This is a genomic window from Cypionkella sinensis (assembly GCF_042646385.1).
Taxonomy (GTDB): domain Bacteria; phylum Pseudomonadota; class Alphaproteobacteria; order Rhodobacterales; family Rhodobacteraceae; genus Cypionkella; species Cypionkella sinensis.
This window is the reverse complement of sequence record NZ_JBHRTO010000002.1, coordinates 788,300-804,096: the sequence shown is the minus strand read 5'-3', so window position 1 is coordinate 804,096 and position 15,797 is coordinate 788,300. Positions and strand designations below refer to the sequence as shown.

The window sequence follows — 15,797 nt, the reverse complement described above, 5'->3', positions numbered from 1 at the left end:
GGCATTGCGGTTAGCGTGGCGCGTGTAATCCACGGAGGACCGCGATGTTTCGCACGCTTGGCCGCAATTTTGGCCGCAGTCTGTTTGGCCTGATCTGCCTGTCTTTGCCCGCAAGTGCCGATACGGTCAGCAGTTTCACCCTGAACAACGGGCTGCAGGTTGTGGTGATCGAGGATCACCGCGCCCCGGTCGTAACGCAGATGGTCTGGTACAAGATCGGTCGCGCTGATGAGGTGGCGGGCCATTCCGGCATTGCGCATTTCTTTGAACATCTGATGTTCAAAGGCACCGCGAAAGTGCCCTCGGGAGAATTTTCCGCCACGGTGGAAAAGCAGGGCGGCAACGACAACGCCTTTACCACGCAGGATTATACGGCCTTCTTCCAGCGCGTTGCGGCAGATCGGCTGGGTCTGATGATGCAGATGGAATCCGACCGCATGGTCAATCTGAACATGTCGGAAGAGGACGTGACGACCGAACGTCAGGTGATCCTGGAAGAACGCGGCCAGCGCACGGATGGTGATCCCGGCAGCCTGCTGCAAGAGCAGATGTCGGCGGCGCAATACCTGAACCACCCCTATGGCATTCCGGTGATTGGCTGGCGTGCGGAAATCGCGGGTCTGACGCGCGATGATGCGATCAACTTTTACCGCGCCTATTACGCGCCGAACAATGCCATCCTGATCGTGGCGGGCGATGTAAAGCCGGATGAGGTGCGGGCTTTGGCCGAGAAATACTATGGCCCGCTGCCGCCTTCGGACAAGATCAAGCCCCGCCAGCGCCCGCAAGAGCCGCCGCAACTGGCCGAGCGCCGCCTTGTGCTGGCCGATGAGCGTGTGGCCCAGCCTTACGTCGCGCGGAGCTATCTGGCCCCCGAGCGGAATCCCGGTGATCAGAAGCAGGCAGCGGCTTTGGCAGTTCTGGCCAATCTGCTGGGCGGCTCTGGCACCACTTCGGTGCTGACCAAGGCCTTGCAGTTTGATACGCAAACCGCTGTCTATTCCTCGGCCTATTACGATGGCACTTCGGTTGATCCGCAAACCTTTGGCCTTGTCGTGGTGCCTGCCGAAGGCGTGTCTTTGGCCGATGCTGAGGCTGCGATGGACAAAGCGATCGACAAATTCATGAAGGATGGCGTCAATCCGCAGGATTTCGCCCGCATCAAGACGCAGATCCGCGCGGGCCAGATCTATGCCCGTGACGACGCAGGCGGTCTTGCCCGCACCTATGGCGAGGCTTTGGCGGTGGGGCTTTCGGTGAAAGATGTGCAGGACTGGCCCGATGTGCTGCAAGCCGTGACCCCCGAAGACGTGATGGCTGCGGCCAAGCTGGTGTTTAACCGGGATCAGGCCGTGACGGGCTGGCTGACCACCAAGGAGGCTGCGCAATGAATATCCGCAATCTATGGCGCGCGGCTGCTTTGATGCTGGCCTTTGCCACGCCGCTGCATGCTGAGATCAACATTCAACCTGTTACCTCTCCGGGTGGGATCAAGGCTTGGTTGGTCGAAGATCATGGCATCCCGTTCACCGCGCTGGAAATCCGCTTCAAGGGCGGCACGTCGCTGGATGCGCCGGGCAAGCGCGGCGCGGTCAATCTGATGACGGCGCTGATAGAAGAAGGTGCGGGCGATCTGGATAGCCAAGGCTTTGCCGCCGCCCGTGATGGCCTTGCCGCCAGTTTTCAGTTCAGCAGTGATCAGGATGGCGTTTCAGTCTCTAGCCATTTCCTGACCGAGAACCGCGACCAGGCGCTTGCTCTGCTGCATGATGCCCTGACCAAGCCACGCTTTGATCAGGTGGCGGTCGACCGTGTGCGCGAACAGGTGCTGTCGGGTCTGCGCGCCGATGCCAAAGACCCTGGCGCGATTGCCGCCAATCTGGAACGCGCCCGCAGCTTTGGGAGCCATCCCTATGGCTCGGATGGGTCCGGCAGCATTGAATCGGTGACCGCCTTGAGCCGCGATGACGTTGTGCAGGCGTTCAAGGATGCCATCGCGCGGGATCGTATCACCGTGGCCGCTGCGGGCGACATTTCTGCTGCGGAACTGGGCGTGGTGCTGGATAAGCTGCTGGCCGATCTGCCCGCCAAGGGTGCCCCGCTGCCCGGCCCCGCCACCTTGCAGACCAAGGGTGGCATCACCGTGCAGCCTTTCCCCGGCCCGCAGTCGATGATCATCTTCGGGCAGGGTGGGATGAAATTTGATGACCCTGATTACTTCGCCGCCAGCCTGCTGAATGAAATCCTTGGCGGTGGCCGTTTCAGTGCCCGCCTGATGACCGAAGTGCGCGAGAAGCGCGGGCTGACTTACGGCGTCAGCACGGGGCTTGCGGCCTATGATCATGCCGAGGTGCTGGTTGGCCAGTTTCAAGCCAGCAACGAAAAGGTGGCCGAGGCGATCAAGGTGATCCGCGAGGAATGGGCCAAGATTGCCAAGGATGGCGTGACAGCGGACGAATTGGCCAATGCCAAGACCTATATGACCGGGGCTTACCCGTTGCGGTTTGACGGCAATGACACCATCGCCTCGATTCTGGTCGGGATGCAGGATTTGGGGCTGCCGCCCGATTATCCGAAAACCCGCAACGCGCGCGTCGATGCGGTGACTCTGGAAGATGTCAAACGCGTGGCTGCCCGTCTGATCAAGCCGGATGATCTGCATTTCATCGTGGTGGGCCAACCGACAGGCGTTGCGAACGAATAGCGAATCTGTGGAGGTTTCCGACATAGGATGCTAGAACTGGGGGCATGACGCTGCATGCCCCCAATATACGCCCCATCATCCGGCCCCTGGACGAGGCCGCAATCAACCGCATCGCTGCGGGTGAGGTGGTGGAACGCCCTGCATCTGCGGTGAAAGAACTGGTCGAAAACGCGCTGGATGCAGGCGCAAAGCGTATCGGTGTCGAATATTCCGCCGGTGGCAAGGTGCTGATCCGTGTCACCGATGATGGCTGCGGCATGACGCCTGATGATCTGCCGCTGGCCGTGGCCCGCCATGCGACGTCGAAAATCGACGGCTCTGATCTGTTGAACATCCGGTCTTTTGGCTTTCGCGGCGAGGCTTTGGCCTCGCTGGGATCGGTCGGGCGGCTGACCCTAACCTCGCGCGCCGAAGGGCACGATGGGGCCAGCCTGAGCATTGCGGGCGGGCGGATGGGGGATGTGCGCCCGGCGGCGGCTGGCCGTGGCACGGTGATTGAGCTGCGCGATTTGTTCTATGCCACCCCGGCGCGGCTGAAATTCTTGCGGTCGGACCGTGCCGAGGCGCAGGCGATTGCCGAGGTGATCAAGCGGCTGGCGATGGCAGAGCCGCAGGTGGGCTTCACCCTGACCGAGGTGAGCGATGATGCCCCGCGCGTGATCTTCCGGGCCGATCCGCAATCGGGCGATTTCTTTGATGCGCTGCATGGTCGGTTGGCCCATGTGCTTGGCCGGGATTTCATCGACAACGCGCTGAAAATCGACGTGGATCGCGGCGGGCTGCGGCTGACGGGTTATGCGGCGCTGCCGACCTATTCGCGTGGATCATCGGTGCAGCAATTCGTCTGCGTCAATGGTCGCCCGGTGCTGGACCGCGCTCTGCTGGGTGCGCTGCGGGTGGCGTACTATGACTTCCTCAGCCGTGATCGTCACCCGGCGGCCGTGCTGAACCTGATCTGTGACCCCGAGCGGGTGGATGTGAACGTGCACCCCGCGAAATCCGAGGTGCGGTTTCGCGAACCCGAGGCCGCCCGCAGCCTGATCATCACCGGGTTGCGGACGGCCCTGGCCCACGCGGGCCACCGCGCCAGCACGACGGTGGCCGATGCCACCTTGGCCGCGATGCGCCCGGAGGCGCCGCGCATCTATCAGATGGATCGCCCCAGCCAAGCGAGCCTTGGCCGTGCCTATGCCTATCAAGCACCGGAATCGCGCGGGTTTGCGGAAAGTTTTGCGCAGACGGTCTTTGCCGAAACGCCGTCGGCGCGGATCGACCCGGTGCTGCCGGAACCGACGGATACGCCGCTGGGTGCGGCGCGTGCGCAGGTGCATGAGAATTACATCATCGCGCAGACGGCCACCGGTATGGTGATTGTCGACCAACACGCGGCACATGAGCGGTTGGTGTATGAGCGGCTGAAGCGGCAGATGGCGGAAACCGGCATCAAGACCCAAGCCCTGCTGATCCCGGAAATCGTTGAACTTTCCGCCAGCGATGCCAGCCGCTTGCTTGAGGCCGCTGCCGATCTGGCCACGCTGGGGCTTACGATTGAACCCTTTGGCGGCCATGCGATTGCGGTGCGCGAAATGCCTGCGATCCTTGGCAACACCTCTGCCGCAGCGCTGCTGCGCGATGTGTTGGATGAGTTGGCCGATCTGGGCCAATCCCAAAGCCTGCAAACCAAGATGGAGGCGATCCTGAGCCGGATGGCCTGCCATGGCTCGATCCGGTCGGGTCGGCAGATGCGGCCCGAGGAAATGAACGCCCTGCTGCGCGAGATGGAGGCGACCCCGCATTCGGGCCAGTGCAACCATGGGCGGCCGACCTATGTCGAGTTGAAACTCCACGATATTGAAAGGCTGTTCGGGCGCAGATGATCACTCTTTTTGGCCAAAGCTATGCGTGGAACGCGCCCGAAGTGCTGCTGATCGGCGGGGCGGTTTTGCTGCTGGTCGGCCTGCTGATCCTGATTTTGCGCGCGGCTGGGCGTTCGGCGACGATGGCGGCACCCTTGATGCGGGAAATCGGCTGGCTGGGCAGCCGCGTGCAGGCATTGGGTGAGGGGCAGGAACGGCTGGCGGGCGGCTTGCATCATGTGTCAGAGGCGCAGACCAACAGTCAGGCGGCGATGCTGCAACTGATGGAAAAGCGATTGGCGGAAGTGCAGCGCGCGATGGGCGAAAGCTTGCACGGCACGGCGACGCGCACCGCGCACAGTCTGGGCGAATTGCAGCAACGCCTGCTGACCATCGACAAGGCTCAGGCCAATATCGAAAAGCTGTCGGGCAATGTGCTGAACCTGCAGGACATTCTGGCGAATAAGCAGGCGCGCGGGGCGTTTGGCGAGATTCAGTTGAATGACATTGTGCAAAAGGCGCTGCCGTCGGATGCCTATACGATGCAGGCGACGCTTTCGAACGGCAAGCGTGCCGATTGCCTGATCCATCTGCCGAACCCGCCCGGCCCGATCGTGATCGACGCAAAATTCCCGCTGGAAGCTTATGAAGCTTTGCGCCGCGCCCAAACCCCGCGTGAGGCGACCGAGGCGCAAGCGCTGCTGCGATCTGCCGTTCGCACCCATATCAAGGCGATCAGCGAGAAATATATCCTCGACGGCGAAACCGCCGATGGCGCGCTGATGTTTCTGCCTTCGGAAGCCGTCTATGCTGAACTTCACGCCAACTTTCCCGAAGTGGTGCGCGATGGCTTTACCGCGCGGGTCTGGATCGTCTCGCCCACCACCTGCATGGCGACGCTGAACACCATGCGCGCGGTGCTGAAAGATGCGCGGATGCGGGAACAGGCGGGTGCGATCCGCACCACTTTGCGGCAGTTGCACCGCGATGTGGAGATTGTGGTGGAGCGGGTCGATAAGCTTTCCACGCATTTCCACCAGGCCCGCGCCGATCTGGACGGCATCACCACGGCTGCCGAACGAGCGGGCAAACGTGCCGCCCGCTTGGACAATTTTGATTTTGAGGAACTGGCACCCAATGACCCCGCGCCGATCCTTGGACCACAAGCTGCAGAGTAACTTGCCATGATCCAGCACCTGACCCCCGCCGATTACAAGACGATGCCTTGGGCCAATGGCAAAGGCGTCACGGTTGAGATGCTGAAAGTCGAGGAACACGGCCAGATGCTGTGGCGGCTGTCGCGCGCCTCGGTGGTGGAGAATGGCGATTTCTCGATCTTCCCGAACATCGCGCGCAATCTGACGGTGATCACCGGGCAGGGGTTTGATCTGGTGGGTGAGGGCCTGCACTTGGCCGCAAAACCGCTGGCCCCGGTTGGCTTTGCTGGCGATGTGCCGATCCGCGCCGAAGCGGTCACCGCGCCGTCTGACGATTTCAACGTGATGACAGCCGCGCATCTGCACCGGCCCGAGGTTGCGGTGATCACCGGCGCAACTCAATTGCCGAAAGGTGATACGTTGGCGCTGTTCGCGCTGGCCCCGTCACAGGTGAACGGCGCAACGATGGGTCAATATGACCTGATCCTGACCGATCAAGCGGCGGCGATCAGCGGCCATCTGATTGCGGTGAGGCTGTATCGGTAGGGTGCGTGCTGGCACGCACCGTCCTTTTCAAATTCGGAACAGCGGTTGCAACAACCGGGGCAGCCAAGCGTTAAACCGCAACGGTGCATCGGTGGCCGCCAGACAGATACAGTCGGACCCGGCTTCGGCCACGGGAACATGCTGTAATTCCTGATTGGCGATTTCGACATCACCGGGGCCAAAGCGGTCAACCTCATCACAAAAGGCGCCGCGCAGCACCAAGGTCAGCTCGGTGCCGCGATGGCCGTGATCTGGCACGGCTTGCCCCGCCGGGATATAAAGAAGCCGAGCCGTTGCCGCCGTATCGGTGGGCAAGATGGCTTGCCGCACGCCCATGCCCAGACTGCGCCATTTCACATCCGCCAGATTGCCGCCGATGTAATCCCCCAGTGGTGCAGGCAGATCGCAGCGTTTGGCCACAGGTGCGGCGGTTGCGGGCATATCCAGCCGCGCCATGGCCGCCTGCAACGCGCCTTCGGACAGGGCAACTGGTGCCGCGCCGATCACGGCACCGCCCACCGCCTCAAACGCGGCAAGCTGCGCGCGGCAGGTGTCACACATGGAAATATGGGTTGCCACCACCAGCCCAAAGGCTTCGGGTAGGCTGCCTGCCGCATAGGCCATCAGCAAAGGGTCGGAAAGATGATGCCGGATAGTCATTTCAGTGCCTCAACTCATGCGCTGGCGCAAACGCTCCAGCGCCAATCTGATCCGCGATTTGATGGTGCCCAAGGGCAGGCCCGTCTCGGATGCGATATCGGAATGTGACAGATCGCCATAAAACGCCCGTTCAATCAGCGCGCGCTGCTTTTCCGGCAGATCGGCCAAAGCCGCCACCAGCCGCGCGGTTTCCTGCCCGGCCTCGTAGATGTCGGCCTGATCGGGTTCTTCCTCGGGGCCCCAATCCAGCGCCTCGGGTTCTGGTCTGCGTGCGCGGCGCGCGATGTCGATGCGGCGGTTGCGGGCGATGGTGAACACCCATGTCGCCACCGAGGCCCGCGCCGGATCAAACTGCGCCGCTTTGTTCCACAGCGTTGCCATGACATCTTGCGCGCAATCTTCGGCGAGGGCGGCATCGCTGCCGGATTTCATCAGAAATCCCTTCACCCGCGGCGCAAAATGCTGAAACAACGCGGCAAATGCCGCCCGATCCTGCTGATCCCGCACGGCGATCATCAATGCGGTGTAGTCCGTCTCGGGTTTCGGTTCCGTCACGCTTTTGCTTGTCCCACGCCGCACCACCCGCTTTAAGGGCGGTCTTGGCCCATAAATGGGCGCATGAAGGGCAAGGTCAAGCAACATGAAACTCTTACGCAGCGCCAACGTATCTGGATCACAACAAAAGATGATCCATCGCACGCAGCCCTGCGTATGCCTTTTCAAATCGACAGACAGGATGCCCCATGCCGTTTGAGACCCCTGCCCAGGCCCCCCGCCGGATTGCCATCGTCGGCGGCGGCATTGCTGGCATGGCTGCCGCCCATCAACTTGCCCCCGACAATGCCGTTGTGCTGTTTGAGGCAGCGCCGCGGCTGGGTGGCCATGCCCGCACCGTGCTGGCAGGCAAGCGCGGCGATCAGCCGGTGGATACGGGGTTCATCGTGTTCAACAAGGTGAACTATCCGCATCTGGTCAAGTTGTTTGACGAGTTGAACGTGCCGATTGCCCCCAGCAACATGAGCTTTGGTGCCTCGATCAACGGTGGTCGCCTGCAATATGCGCTGCGTGATCTGGACAGCCTGTTTGCGCAGCGCAGCAACCTTGCCAGCCCTGCCTTTCTGCGGATGTGCCGCGATATCCTGCATTTCAACAAACATGCCGCCGCCTTGGCGCAAGACGCGACCCTGACCATTGGCGGGCTGCTGGCGGCTTTGCGGACCGGGGCCTATTTCCGCGATTACTACATCTTGCCGCTGTCCGGTGCGATTTGGTCCACACCACCGCAAGACATCCTTGATTTCCCGGCGCAGGCGCTGATCTCTTTCTTTCAGAACCACGCATTGATGCAGGTTTCCGGGCAACATCCGTGGTTTACGGTGCGGGGTGGGTCGGTCCAATACGTCAACCGCCTGCAAGCCAGCCTGTTGCAGCATGGCGTCGAAATTCGGGTTTCCACGCCGGTAATCGGAATTCAACGTGTCGCGGGCGGGGTGATGCTGCGCGGACAGGGTGGCGATTGGGAGTTGTTTGACGATCTGATCCTCGCCACCCATTCCGACGATTCGCTGCGCTTGCTGTCCGACCCGACAGCGGCAGAGACCGCGGCCCTTTCCGCGATGCGCTATCAGCCCAACCAAGCCACGTTGCACGCCGATGCCAGCCTGATGCCATCCTTGCGCAAATGCTGGTCAAGTTGGGTTTACACCGAGCCCAAGGGCACGCGGGCTGAAAAGATTGACCTGACCTATTGGATGAACTCGCTGCAACCGATCCCGCAGGACGATCCGTTGTTCGTGACGCTGAACGCCAATCAGCCGATCCGCGAGGATTTGATCTATGATCAAGTCACCTTCCGCCATCCGGTCTATGATCACGCGGCGTTGCAGGCGCAACGGCAGATCAAGGCCATCAACGGCCAGAACAACACTTGGTATTGCGGGGCATGGATGCGGCATGGTTTCCACGAAGATGGCTTCGCCAGCGCTGTGGATGTGGTCGAGGCGATGCGCGCAACCGCACAGGTCAGCGCGGGATGAGCGGCGTTGAACACATCGCCGCGACCACGTTTCATGGTCGACGCGGCGGCGTGGGTAATCGCTTTAGTTATGGCGTCGATTACATCCTGCTTGACCCCGAAACCGCGCGGGGGCCGGGCTTGTTCTCGCGCAACCGTGCCAATCTGACCTCGCTGCACGACAGTGATCATGGTGGCCCACCGAAACTGGGGCGGGGGGTTGCGTGGGTGCGCGACGTGCTTGCGGAACAGGGTTTGCCGCCCACGACCGAGATCCTGCTGCTGGCGCAGCCCCGCGTGTTGGGGCATGTGTTCAACCCGGTGTCGTTCTGGCTTTGCAGCGATGCCAGTGGCTTGCGGGTGGTGATTGCCGAGGTGACAAACACCTTTGGCCAGCGCCACAGCTATTTGTGTCATCGCGACGATCTGGCGCCGCTGGGGCGCGAGGATACGGTGATGGCGCGCAAGATCTTTCATGTCTCGCCATTTCAGCCGGTTGAGGGCAGTTACCGCTTTCGCTTTGATGTTGCGGCTGATCGCATCGGGATCTGGATTGATTACAGCGCGGGCGAGAATGGCTTGATCGCAACGCTGACCGGGCGGCGCGTGCCGCTGACCAACCGGGCGATTCTGGCGGCTTGTCTGCGGCGCCCGTTTGGGTCGCGGCGGGTGTTGACGCTGATCCATTGGCAGGCGCTGAAGTTGTGGTGGAAAGGCGCGCGCTATCGCAGCCCGCCGGTGCCGCCGGGCGATGAAATCTCACGCTAGGGGGCAAGGATGAGCTTTACGGGCAAACGCTATTGGCTGGTGGGGGCAAGCGAGGGGCTTGGGCTGGCGCTGGCGCAGCTTTTGGCGGCAGAGGGCGCGCGGGTGATCTTGTCGGCACGCGATCCAGAGCGTCTGGCCGAGGCTTGCGGGCGGGTGCCGCGCGCCTCGGCTGTGGTGGTCGATGTGGCGGATGCGGCTTCGGTTCAGGCGGCGGCGGCAGAGGTCGGCGCGGTGGATGGGGTGGTGTTTGTCGCCGGGGTTTATTGGCCAATGGCTGCGCAAGAGGTGGATGCAGCGCAGCTGGAGGCGATGTGCAACGTGAATTTCACCGGCCTTGCGCGGGTGGTGGGGGCGGTTCTGCCGGGGATGGTGGCGCGCGGCACTGGGCATATCGTGATCACGGGGTCGTTGTCGGGATTCCGGGGATTACCGGGGGCGTTGGGCTATGCGGCCAGCAAAGCTGGTGTGATGGCGCTGGCGGAAAGCCTGTATGCCGATTTGCGCGGGTCTGGCGTGCGGGTGCAGTTGGGCAATCCGGGGTTTATCCGCACAAGGCTGACTGCAAAGAACGATTTCTCGATGCCGTTCCTGATGGAGCCCGAGCAGGCGGCGGCAGAGATGCTGGCGCTGATGAAATCCACGCGGTTCAAGCGCAGTTTCCCGACGGTGTTTTCCTGGGTGTTTCGCGGCAGTCAGTTCTTGCCGGATTGGTTGTATTATCGGCTGTTTGCGGGGAAAAAGAGCTAGAGCCAATCGAAATCCACGCGCTTGGCTGCGCCCCAAGTGCGGGCGGAATCAGGAAACGCATTGCGTTTCCCCGCCCGCGTGGGCGGTTTGCCTCTGTAGTCGCTTCACCGAGAAACGCGCAGAGGCCAGCACCCGACCCGGCGGGCGAGAAGCGCCCGCCAGGGCTGCGTCGGGCGCTGGCCGGGCCTTTGAGGCCCGGCAGTTTCAGCGGCACCCACACCGCATGGCGAAGGCGGGGGCCTTCGCCAGACTGGCCAAGATGATGGCAATCTACCTTAGGCGCGCGTCAGACTTGCCATGAAGAAGCCGTCCATCCCGCCCAGATCGGGCCAATAGTCGGGGCGCAGGCGCAGGCCGCCGTCGGCGGTGATCCAAGCGGGGTCGATACCGGCCAAATCGGGGCGCTGCACCTTCAGGTTCGGGTGGCGGGCGAGGGCGGCGGTCAGTTGCGCTTCGCCTTCCTCGGGCAGAAGTGAGCAGGTGCAGAACACCAGGCGGCCGCCGGGTTTCAGAAACATCAGCGCGCGGTCGATCAGTGCGGCTTGCAGCGGCACAAGGTCCGCCAGTTCTGATCCGTCTTTAAGAAAGGGCAGTTCGGGGTGGCGGCGGATCGTGCCGGTGGCAGAGCAGGGGGCGTCCAGCAGCACCGCGTCGAACAGAGTCTCGGGCTGCCAGTGCAGGGCATCGGCCACCACGATCTTGGCTTGCAGCCGGGTGCGGGTGAGGTTTTCGCGCAGTTTCTCCAGCCGGGGTGCGGAGATATCCAGCGCGGTGACATGCGCGCCTGCGGCTGCCAGTTGCAGGGTTTTGCCGCCGGGGGCTGCACAGAGGTCGAGCACTTTTTCGCCGGGTTTGGCGGCGAGTAGGGGCGCTGCCAGTGCTGCGGCGGCGTCTTGCACCCACCAATCGCCCGAGGCGTAGCCGGGCAGGGTTGAGACTTGGCCGGGTTCGGACAGGCGCAGGGAGCCGGTGGGCAGAAGCATACCTTCGGGCAGAGTTTGGCCGCGCGGGGTGATGTCGAGCGGCGGGGCCTTGGCCTGCATGGTTTCAATCGCCGAGACCACCTCGCGCCCGTAGGCGTGCACAAGCGGTTGCCGCAGCCAGCGTGGCATCAGTTGCGCGGGGCCGGGCAGCGGTGCGCCTTCGGGGATCTTGCGCAGAATGGCGTTGATCAGACCCGCCAAATGGGTGGTTTTCTTGCCCTTGCGGGCGAGTTCGACCGCGGCGTTGACCACGCCATGCGCGGCGGTGCCTTCGTGCAGTTCGGTGACGGCGAGCCGCAGGATGTTCATCACCGCCAAGGGCGGGGCTTTGCGCAGGTGGGGTTCCAGCAGGCGGTCGATGGGTTCCAGCAGGCGGATGACTTGCAGGGCAAGGCGTTGGGCGCGGGCGCGGTCTTGCGGGCCGACACCTTTCAGCGCGCCATTTTTGTTGGCGAGGACGACGGCCATGGTCTGACCTTCCTCCATGATCGCCGACAGGATGGCCAAAGTGGCAGCCCTTGCGCCCAGACCTGCATTTGCCTCTGCCATGTGCTTACCCTTGAGATTGCGTCGATTGGCCGTATATCAAGTGCGATGAAGCCGCAAGGAAACCGCGATGAGCACATCTGAACTTCCCGCAGCAGCACAGCGCGCCTTGGCCGAAGCCGAAGAGCGCCGCCGTCTGGCCGATCTGGTTGAGCGTCCGGTGGAATTGGGCGGGCGCAAAGGGCCCGAACCGGTGCGCTATGGCGATTGGGAGAAGAAGGGTCTCGCCATCGACTTTTGATCTTCCCAGCTGGGAGGCACTTGTGCCTGCCTGGCTGCGGGCCACAATATGTTGTGGATCGCCTATCGCAGATCGAAGGCGGCGGATTCTCCGGCGCCTTTGTCGGTGGTGAAGCGCAGTTTGTCGCGGCCTTTGGCTTCGACCAGTTGGCAGTTGTAAGGGATTGGCGTGCCGCTCCAATCCATATCGCGGCAGAAGTAGCCGTCCTGCCATGTCCAATCGCCGGTGATTTCCCAGCCGAGGGCCGAGCCGGTGATCTTGCCCTTTGGGCTGATTGTCAGGCTGAGATTGTAAAGGCCAATGCGCAACTCGTGTCTGGTGATGATGTCGACAAAGGCGCTGCGGTCTTTGATCGGCTGATAGGTTTCGGCCAAGGCCGGGGCGGTCAGTAGCAGGAAAGCGACGAGGCTGCGCATGCGGGCACCATCTGAGGTTATGCTGTGCTTACGCTGGGGAAGGCGATTTGGATCAGGTTGCGTGTGTTGATGCTTTGGATCGGGGGGCCAGCCCCCCAACCCCCGGAGTATTTTTCGCCAAGATGAAGGCGAATTTTAGATAAATTTTAGGGGGTTAGATACCGAGGACATCCATCATGTCGTAGCGGCCCGGCTTTTGCGATTGGCCCCAGAGGGCGGCTTTGAGCGCGCCGCGCACGAAGATGCTGCGGTCGGTGGCGAGGTGGCGCAGCACGATGCGTTCGCCATCGGCGGCAAACAGCACATCATGTTCGCCGACGATATCGCCGCCACGGATGGCGGAAAAGCCGATGTCGCCCCGCTTGCGTGCGCCGGTGATGCCGTCGCGGCCGGATTGTTTGGCGGTGGCAAGGTCGATGCCCCGGCCTGCGGCGGCGGCCTCGCCCAGCATCAGGGCGGTGCCGGAGGGGGCATCGACCTTCATGCGGTGGTGGGCCTCGATGATTTCGATATCCCAATCGGCATCAAGGGCGGCGGCGACTTTCTGGGTCAGCCGGGTCAGCAGGTTGACGCCAAGGCTCATGTTGCCGGCCTGAATGATCACGGCATGGTGCGCGGCCAAGTCAAGTTTGCGGTGGTGCTGAGGTTCCAGCCCGGTGGTGCCGACAACGTGGACGGCGCGGGCTTGGGCGGCGAGGGCGGCAAATTCGACGGTGGCGGCGGGCGCGGTGAAGTCGATCACGGCTTGCGAGACCGCGAAGGCTTCCAGCGGATCATCTGTGACTGTGACGCCAAGCGCTGCCCCGCCCATGCAAAGGCCGATGTCTTTGCCGATCCATGCGTGGCCGGGGCGCTCGATACAGCCAACCAGCCGCGCGCCGGTATGGGCGGTGATGCCCTTGACCAGCATTTGACCCATGCGGCCTGATGCGCCTGTGATGGTGATGCCGGGAAGTTGGGTCATGGGGTGCCTCGCATTTTGGCCGGGTTTAGCGGTTTTGCCATGGCGGTGAAAGCCCGCCGTTGCGGGCGGGGGCGGATTGGCGTAAACGGCGGCATGGCAAACACACGTTCCTACTCGGCCAAAGGGCCTTCGCAGCGTCAACTTCGGGTTGGCGAATTGATCCGGCGCACGCTGTCGGAGATTTTGGCACGCGGCGAGGTGCATGACCCGGTGTTGAACGACATGTCGATCACGGTGGGCGAAGTTTCGGTCTCGGTCGATCTGAAGGTGGCGACGGTTTACGTGATGCCGCTGATGGGCGGGGCGAGCGTGGAGGAAGCGATTGCGGCGCTGGCCAAAAACGCCTGGGAGTTGCGCAAGCGGGTCTCGGCCGAGATGACCCTGCGCCATTCGCCCGAACTGCGTTTCCGCCCCGATGATACGTTTGACCGGCTGGAATTTGCCCGCAAGCTGTTCGACGATCCGCGGGTGCAGGCGGATATCGCCAAACCGGCGGATGACGCCGCAGAGCCACAGGAATAACCATGCTGCGACTGGCGTTTATGCTGGTGGTCTGGGGGGCTGCGGCCGTTGCGGATTGCCGGGATATGACGTTTGAGGGCGCGTCTTACACAGTGTGCGAGGTGACGGCCGGGCAGGATCTGCGGCTGTTTCATTCCGGGCCGGATGGCGCTTTGGGCAGCTTTACCGCGGTGAACGAGATGCTGGCGCCACAGGGGCTGGCCTTGGGCTTTGCGATGAATGCGGGGATGTATCACCGCGATCTGGGGCCGGTGGGGCTGTATGTGGAAGATGGGGTCGAGGCCGCGCCACTGGTGACGCGGGCGGGGCCGGGGAATTTCGGGCTGGTGCCGAACGGGGTGTTTTGTATCGGTAAGACGCTGCGGGTGATCGAGACTTTGGCCTTTGCGGCGGAAAAGCCCGCCTGCCGTTATGCCACGCAATCGGGGCCGATGCTGGTGATTGGCGGTAAGTTGCACCCCAAGTTTCTGCCTGAGTCCGATTCGCTGCATATCCGCAACGGGGTGGGTGTTCCGGCGGATGGTAGTCGGGCGGTGTTTGCGATTTCCAATCAGGAAGTGAATTTCTACGCCTTTGCGCGGCTGTTCCGTGACGGGCTGGGGCTGCGGGATGCGCTGTATTTTGACGGCTCGATCTCGCGCCTCTATGCGCCCGAACTGGATCGGCATGATGGCGGCTTTCCGATGGGGCCGATGGTGGGGCTGGTGGTTCCGCGTTGACCTGAGTGCCGCCGGGGGCTATCGGGCGGTTCGCAACAGGAGAGCATCATGGCGCGCGGCAAAAAGGGTAGGGCGGTTTCGGGCTGGCTGGTGGTGGACAAGCCTGCCGGGATCACCTCGACCGCCGTGGTGAACAAGGTGAAATGGGCGATGGATGCGCAGAAGGCGGGCCATGCGGGCACGCTCGACCCGGCGGCGACGGGTGTGCTGGCGATTGCGCTGGGCGAGGCCACCAAGACCGTGCCCTATGTGACGGATGCGATGAAAGGCTACCGCTTCATGGTCAATCTGGGGGCGGCGACCACCACGGATGATGCCGAGGGGTCGGTGATTGCTGAATCTGCGCTGCGGCCTTCGGATGCCGAGATTGAAGCGGCGCTGGCTGCGTTTCGTGGCGATATTCAGCAGGTGCCGCCGCAGTTTTCCGCCGTGAAGGTGGATGGCGAGCGGGCCTATGATCTGGCGCGCGAGGGTGAGGCGATGGATCTGGCGGCGCGGCCCTTGTGGGTGGAGCGGTTGGAGGTTTTGTCGCGGCCCTCTGCGGATCAGGTGGAGTTGGAGATGGTCTGCGGCAAGGGTGGCTATGTCCGCTCAATCGCGCGCGATCTGGGGCAGGCTTTGGGCTGTCTGGGCCATGTGGCCTGGCTGCGGCGGGAATGGTCAGGGCCGTTTACGGCGGCCGAGGGGATTTCGGTCGCGCAGATTGATGCTTTGGCCAAGACGGCGGAACTGGATGCCTTTCTGAAACCGCTGGAACTGGGGCTGGCAGATTTGCCAGAACTGCCTTGCACGCCGGAAGGGGCGGCGCGGTTGAAGAACGGCAATCCGGGGATGGTTCTGGCATCGAGCGTTGGCTACGGGGATGAGGCCTGGGCCAGCTATCAGGGCCGTGCCATCGCAGTAGGGATTTACAAATCGGGCGAGTTGCACCCCAGCCGGGTGTTCAACTGAACC

At 62.8% G+C, this 15,797-nt stretch carries 17 protein-coding genes; 12 read left to right on the top strand and 5 right to left on the bottom strand.

Annotation, left to right across the window (positions count from 1 at the left end; genetic code table 11):
* Positions 1–44: 44 nt before the first annotated feature.
* From ACFOGH_RS19055 to ACFOGH_RS19035, 5 genes are read left to right on the top strand one after another with little or no spacing between them, the layout of a single operon-like run.
* Positions 45–1,391 (top strand): M16 family metallopeptidase, encoded by a 1,347-nt coding sequence (locus ACFOGH_RS19055; RefSeq protein ID WP_380074762.1) that lies wholly within the window; start codon positions 45–47, stop codon positions 1,389–1,391.
* Positions 1,388–2,704, top strand: a complete 1,317-nt coding sequence (locus ACFOGH_RS19050; RefSeq protein WP_380074761.1) for a M16 family metallopeptidase — start codon at positions 1,388–1,390, stop codon at positions 2,702–2,704. Before ACFOGH_RS19055 ends, ACFOGH_RS19050 begins: the two co-directional genes overlap by 4 nt.
* Before the next feature lie 44 nt (positions 2,705–2,748).
* Entirely contained in the window at positions 2,749–4,581 is a 1,833-nt protein-coding gene (mutL, locus tag ACFOGH_RS19045) for a DNA mismatch repair endonuclease MutL (protein ID WP_380074760.1), read from the top strand.
* A complete protein-coding gene (locus ACFOGH_RS19040) occupies positions 4,578–5,738 on the top strand; it encodes a DNA recombination protein RmuC (RefSeq protein WP_380074759.1) in 1,161 nt (386 codons plus the stop codon). The genes mutL and ACFOGH_RS19040 overlap by 4 nt, the downstream gene beginning before the upstream one ends.
* Positions 5,739–5,744: 6 nt before the next feature.
* The gene (locus tag ACFOGH_RS19035) at positions 5,745–6,263 is read left to right on the top strand and encodes a HutD/Ves family protein (protein ID WP_380074758.1); all 519 of its coding nucleotides are present in this window, start codon (positions 5,745–5,747) and stop codon (positions 6,261–6,263) included.
* A 27-nt stretch (positions 6,264–6,290) separates the two neighbouring features.
* On the opposite strand, the gene ACFOGH_RS19030 is transcribed toward ACFOGH_RS19035, so the two are convergent.
* Together ACFOGH_RS19030 and ACFOGH_RS19025 are read right to left on the bottom strand one after the other, a co-directional pair.
* A complete protein-coding gene (locus ACFOGH_RS19030) occupies positions 6,291–6,923 on the bottom strand; it encodes a ChrR family anti-sigma-E factor (RefSeq protein WP_380074757.1) in 633 nt (210 codons plus the stop codon).
* 9 nt (positions 6,924–6,932) lie between these two features.
* Positions 6,933–7,439 carry a sigma-70 family RNA polymerase sigma factor gene (locus ACFOGH_RS19025; protein ID WP_380074908.1) on the bottom strand — a complete coding sequence of 169 codons (507 nt, stop codon included), beginning with the start codon at positions 7,437–7,439 and terminating at the stop codon, positions 6,933–6,935.
* A gap of 227 nt (positions 7,440–7,666) precedes the next feature.
* On the opposite strand from ACFOGH_RS19025, the gene ACFOGH_RS19020 reads away from it, so the two are divergent.
* The 3 genes from ACFOGH_RS19020 to ACFOGH_RS19010 are packed head-to-tail and all read left to right on the top strand — an operon-like array spanning position 7,667 to position 10,452.
* Positions 7,667–8,959: an NAD(P)/FAD-dependent oxidoreductase gene (locus ACFOGH_RS19020; RefSeq protein ID WP_380074756.1), complete on the top strand. Its 1,293-nt coding sequence runs from the start codon at positions 7,667–7,669 to the stop codon at positions 8,957–8,959.
* On the top strand, positions 8,956–9,705 hold the full coding sequence (locus tag ACFOGH_RS19015) for a DUF1365 domain-containing protein (protein ID WP_380074755.1): 750 nt from the start codon (positions 8,956–8,958) through the stop codon (positions 9,703–9,705). The genes ACFOGH_RS19020 and ACFOGH_RS19015 overlap by 4 nt, the downstream gene beginning before the upstream one ends.
* A 9-nt stretch (positions 9,706–9,714) precedes the next feature.
* Entirely contained in the window at positions 9,715–10,452 is a 738-nt protein-coding gene (locus ACFOGH_RS19010; RefSeq protein WP_380074753.1) for an SDR family NAD(P)-dependent oxidoreductase, read from the top strand.
* A 275-nt stretch (positions 10,453–10,727) separates the two neighbouring features.
* Here the strand turns inward: ACFOGH_RS19010 and ACFOGH_RS19005 are convergent, their stop codons facing one another.
* Positions 10,728–11,984, bottom strand: a complete 1,257-nt coding sequence (locus ACFOGH_RS19005) for an RsmB/NOP family class I SAM-dependent RNA methyltransferase (protein WP_380074752.1) — start codon at positions 11,982–11,984, stop codon at positions 10,728–10,730.
* Between the two features lie 67 nt (positions 11,985–12,051).
* On the opposite strand from ACFOGH_RS19005, the gene ACFOGH_RS19000 reads away from it, so the two are divergent.
* Entirely contained in the window at positions 12,052–12,222 is a 171-nt protein-coding gene (locus ACFOGH_RS19000) for a DUF1674 domain-containing protein (RefSeq protein ID WP_380074751.1), read from the top strand.
* Positions 12,223–12,284: 62 nt separating this feature from the next.
* Here the strand turns inward: ACFOGH_RS19000 and ACFOGH_RS18995 are convergent, their stop codons facing one another.
* The gene (locus ACFOGH_RS18995; protein WP_380074750.1) at positions 12,285–12,638 is read right to left on the bottom strand and encodes a dihydrodipicolinate reductase; all 354 of its coding nucleotides are present in this window, start codon (positions 12,636–12,638) and stop codon (positions 12,285–12,287) included.
* A 154-nt stretch (positions 12,639–12,792) separates the two neighbouring features.
* On the bottom strand, positions 12,793–13,602 hold the full coding sequence (gene dapB, locus ACFOGH_RS18990) for a 4-hydroxy-tetrahydrodipicolinate reductase (protein WP_380074748.1): 810 nt from the start codon (positions 13,600–13,602) through the stop codon (positions 12,793–12,795).
* A 93-nt stretch (positions 13,603–13,695) separates the two neighbouring features.
* Between dapB and rbfA the strand changes: the two genes are divergently transcribed.
* Genes rbfA through truB form a run of 3 tightly spaced genes read left to right on the top strand, consistent with a single transcriptional unit; the run spans position 13,696 to position 15,794 of the window.
* A complete protein-coding gene (gene rbfA / locus ACFOGH_RS18985) occupies positions 13,696–14,124 on the top strand; it encodes a 30S ribosome-binding factor RbfA (RefSeq protein WP_380074747.1) in 429 nt (142 codons plus the stop codon).
* 2 nt (positions 14,125–14,126) lie between these two features.
* Positions 14,127–14,843, top strand: coding sequence for a phosphodiester glycosidase family protein (locus ACFOGH_RS18980; protein WP_380074746.1), 717 nt, complete (start codon positions 14,127–14,129; stop codon positions 14,841–14,843).
* A gap of 48 nt (positions 14,844–14,891) precedes the next feature.
* The gene (gene truB / locus ACFOGH_RS18975) at positions 14,892–15,794 is read left to right on the top strand and encodes a tRNA pseudouridine(55) synthase TruB (protein WP_380074745.1); all 903 of its coding nucleotides are present in this window, start codon (positions 14,892–14,894) and stop codon (positions 15,792–15,794) included.
* The last annotated feature ends 3 nt before the right edge of the window (positions 15,795–15,797 follow it).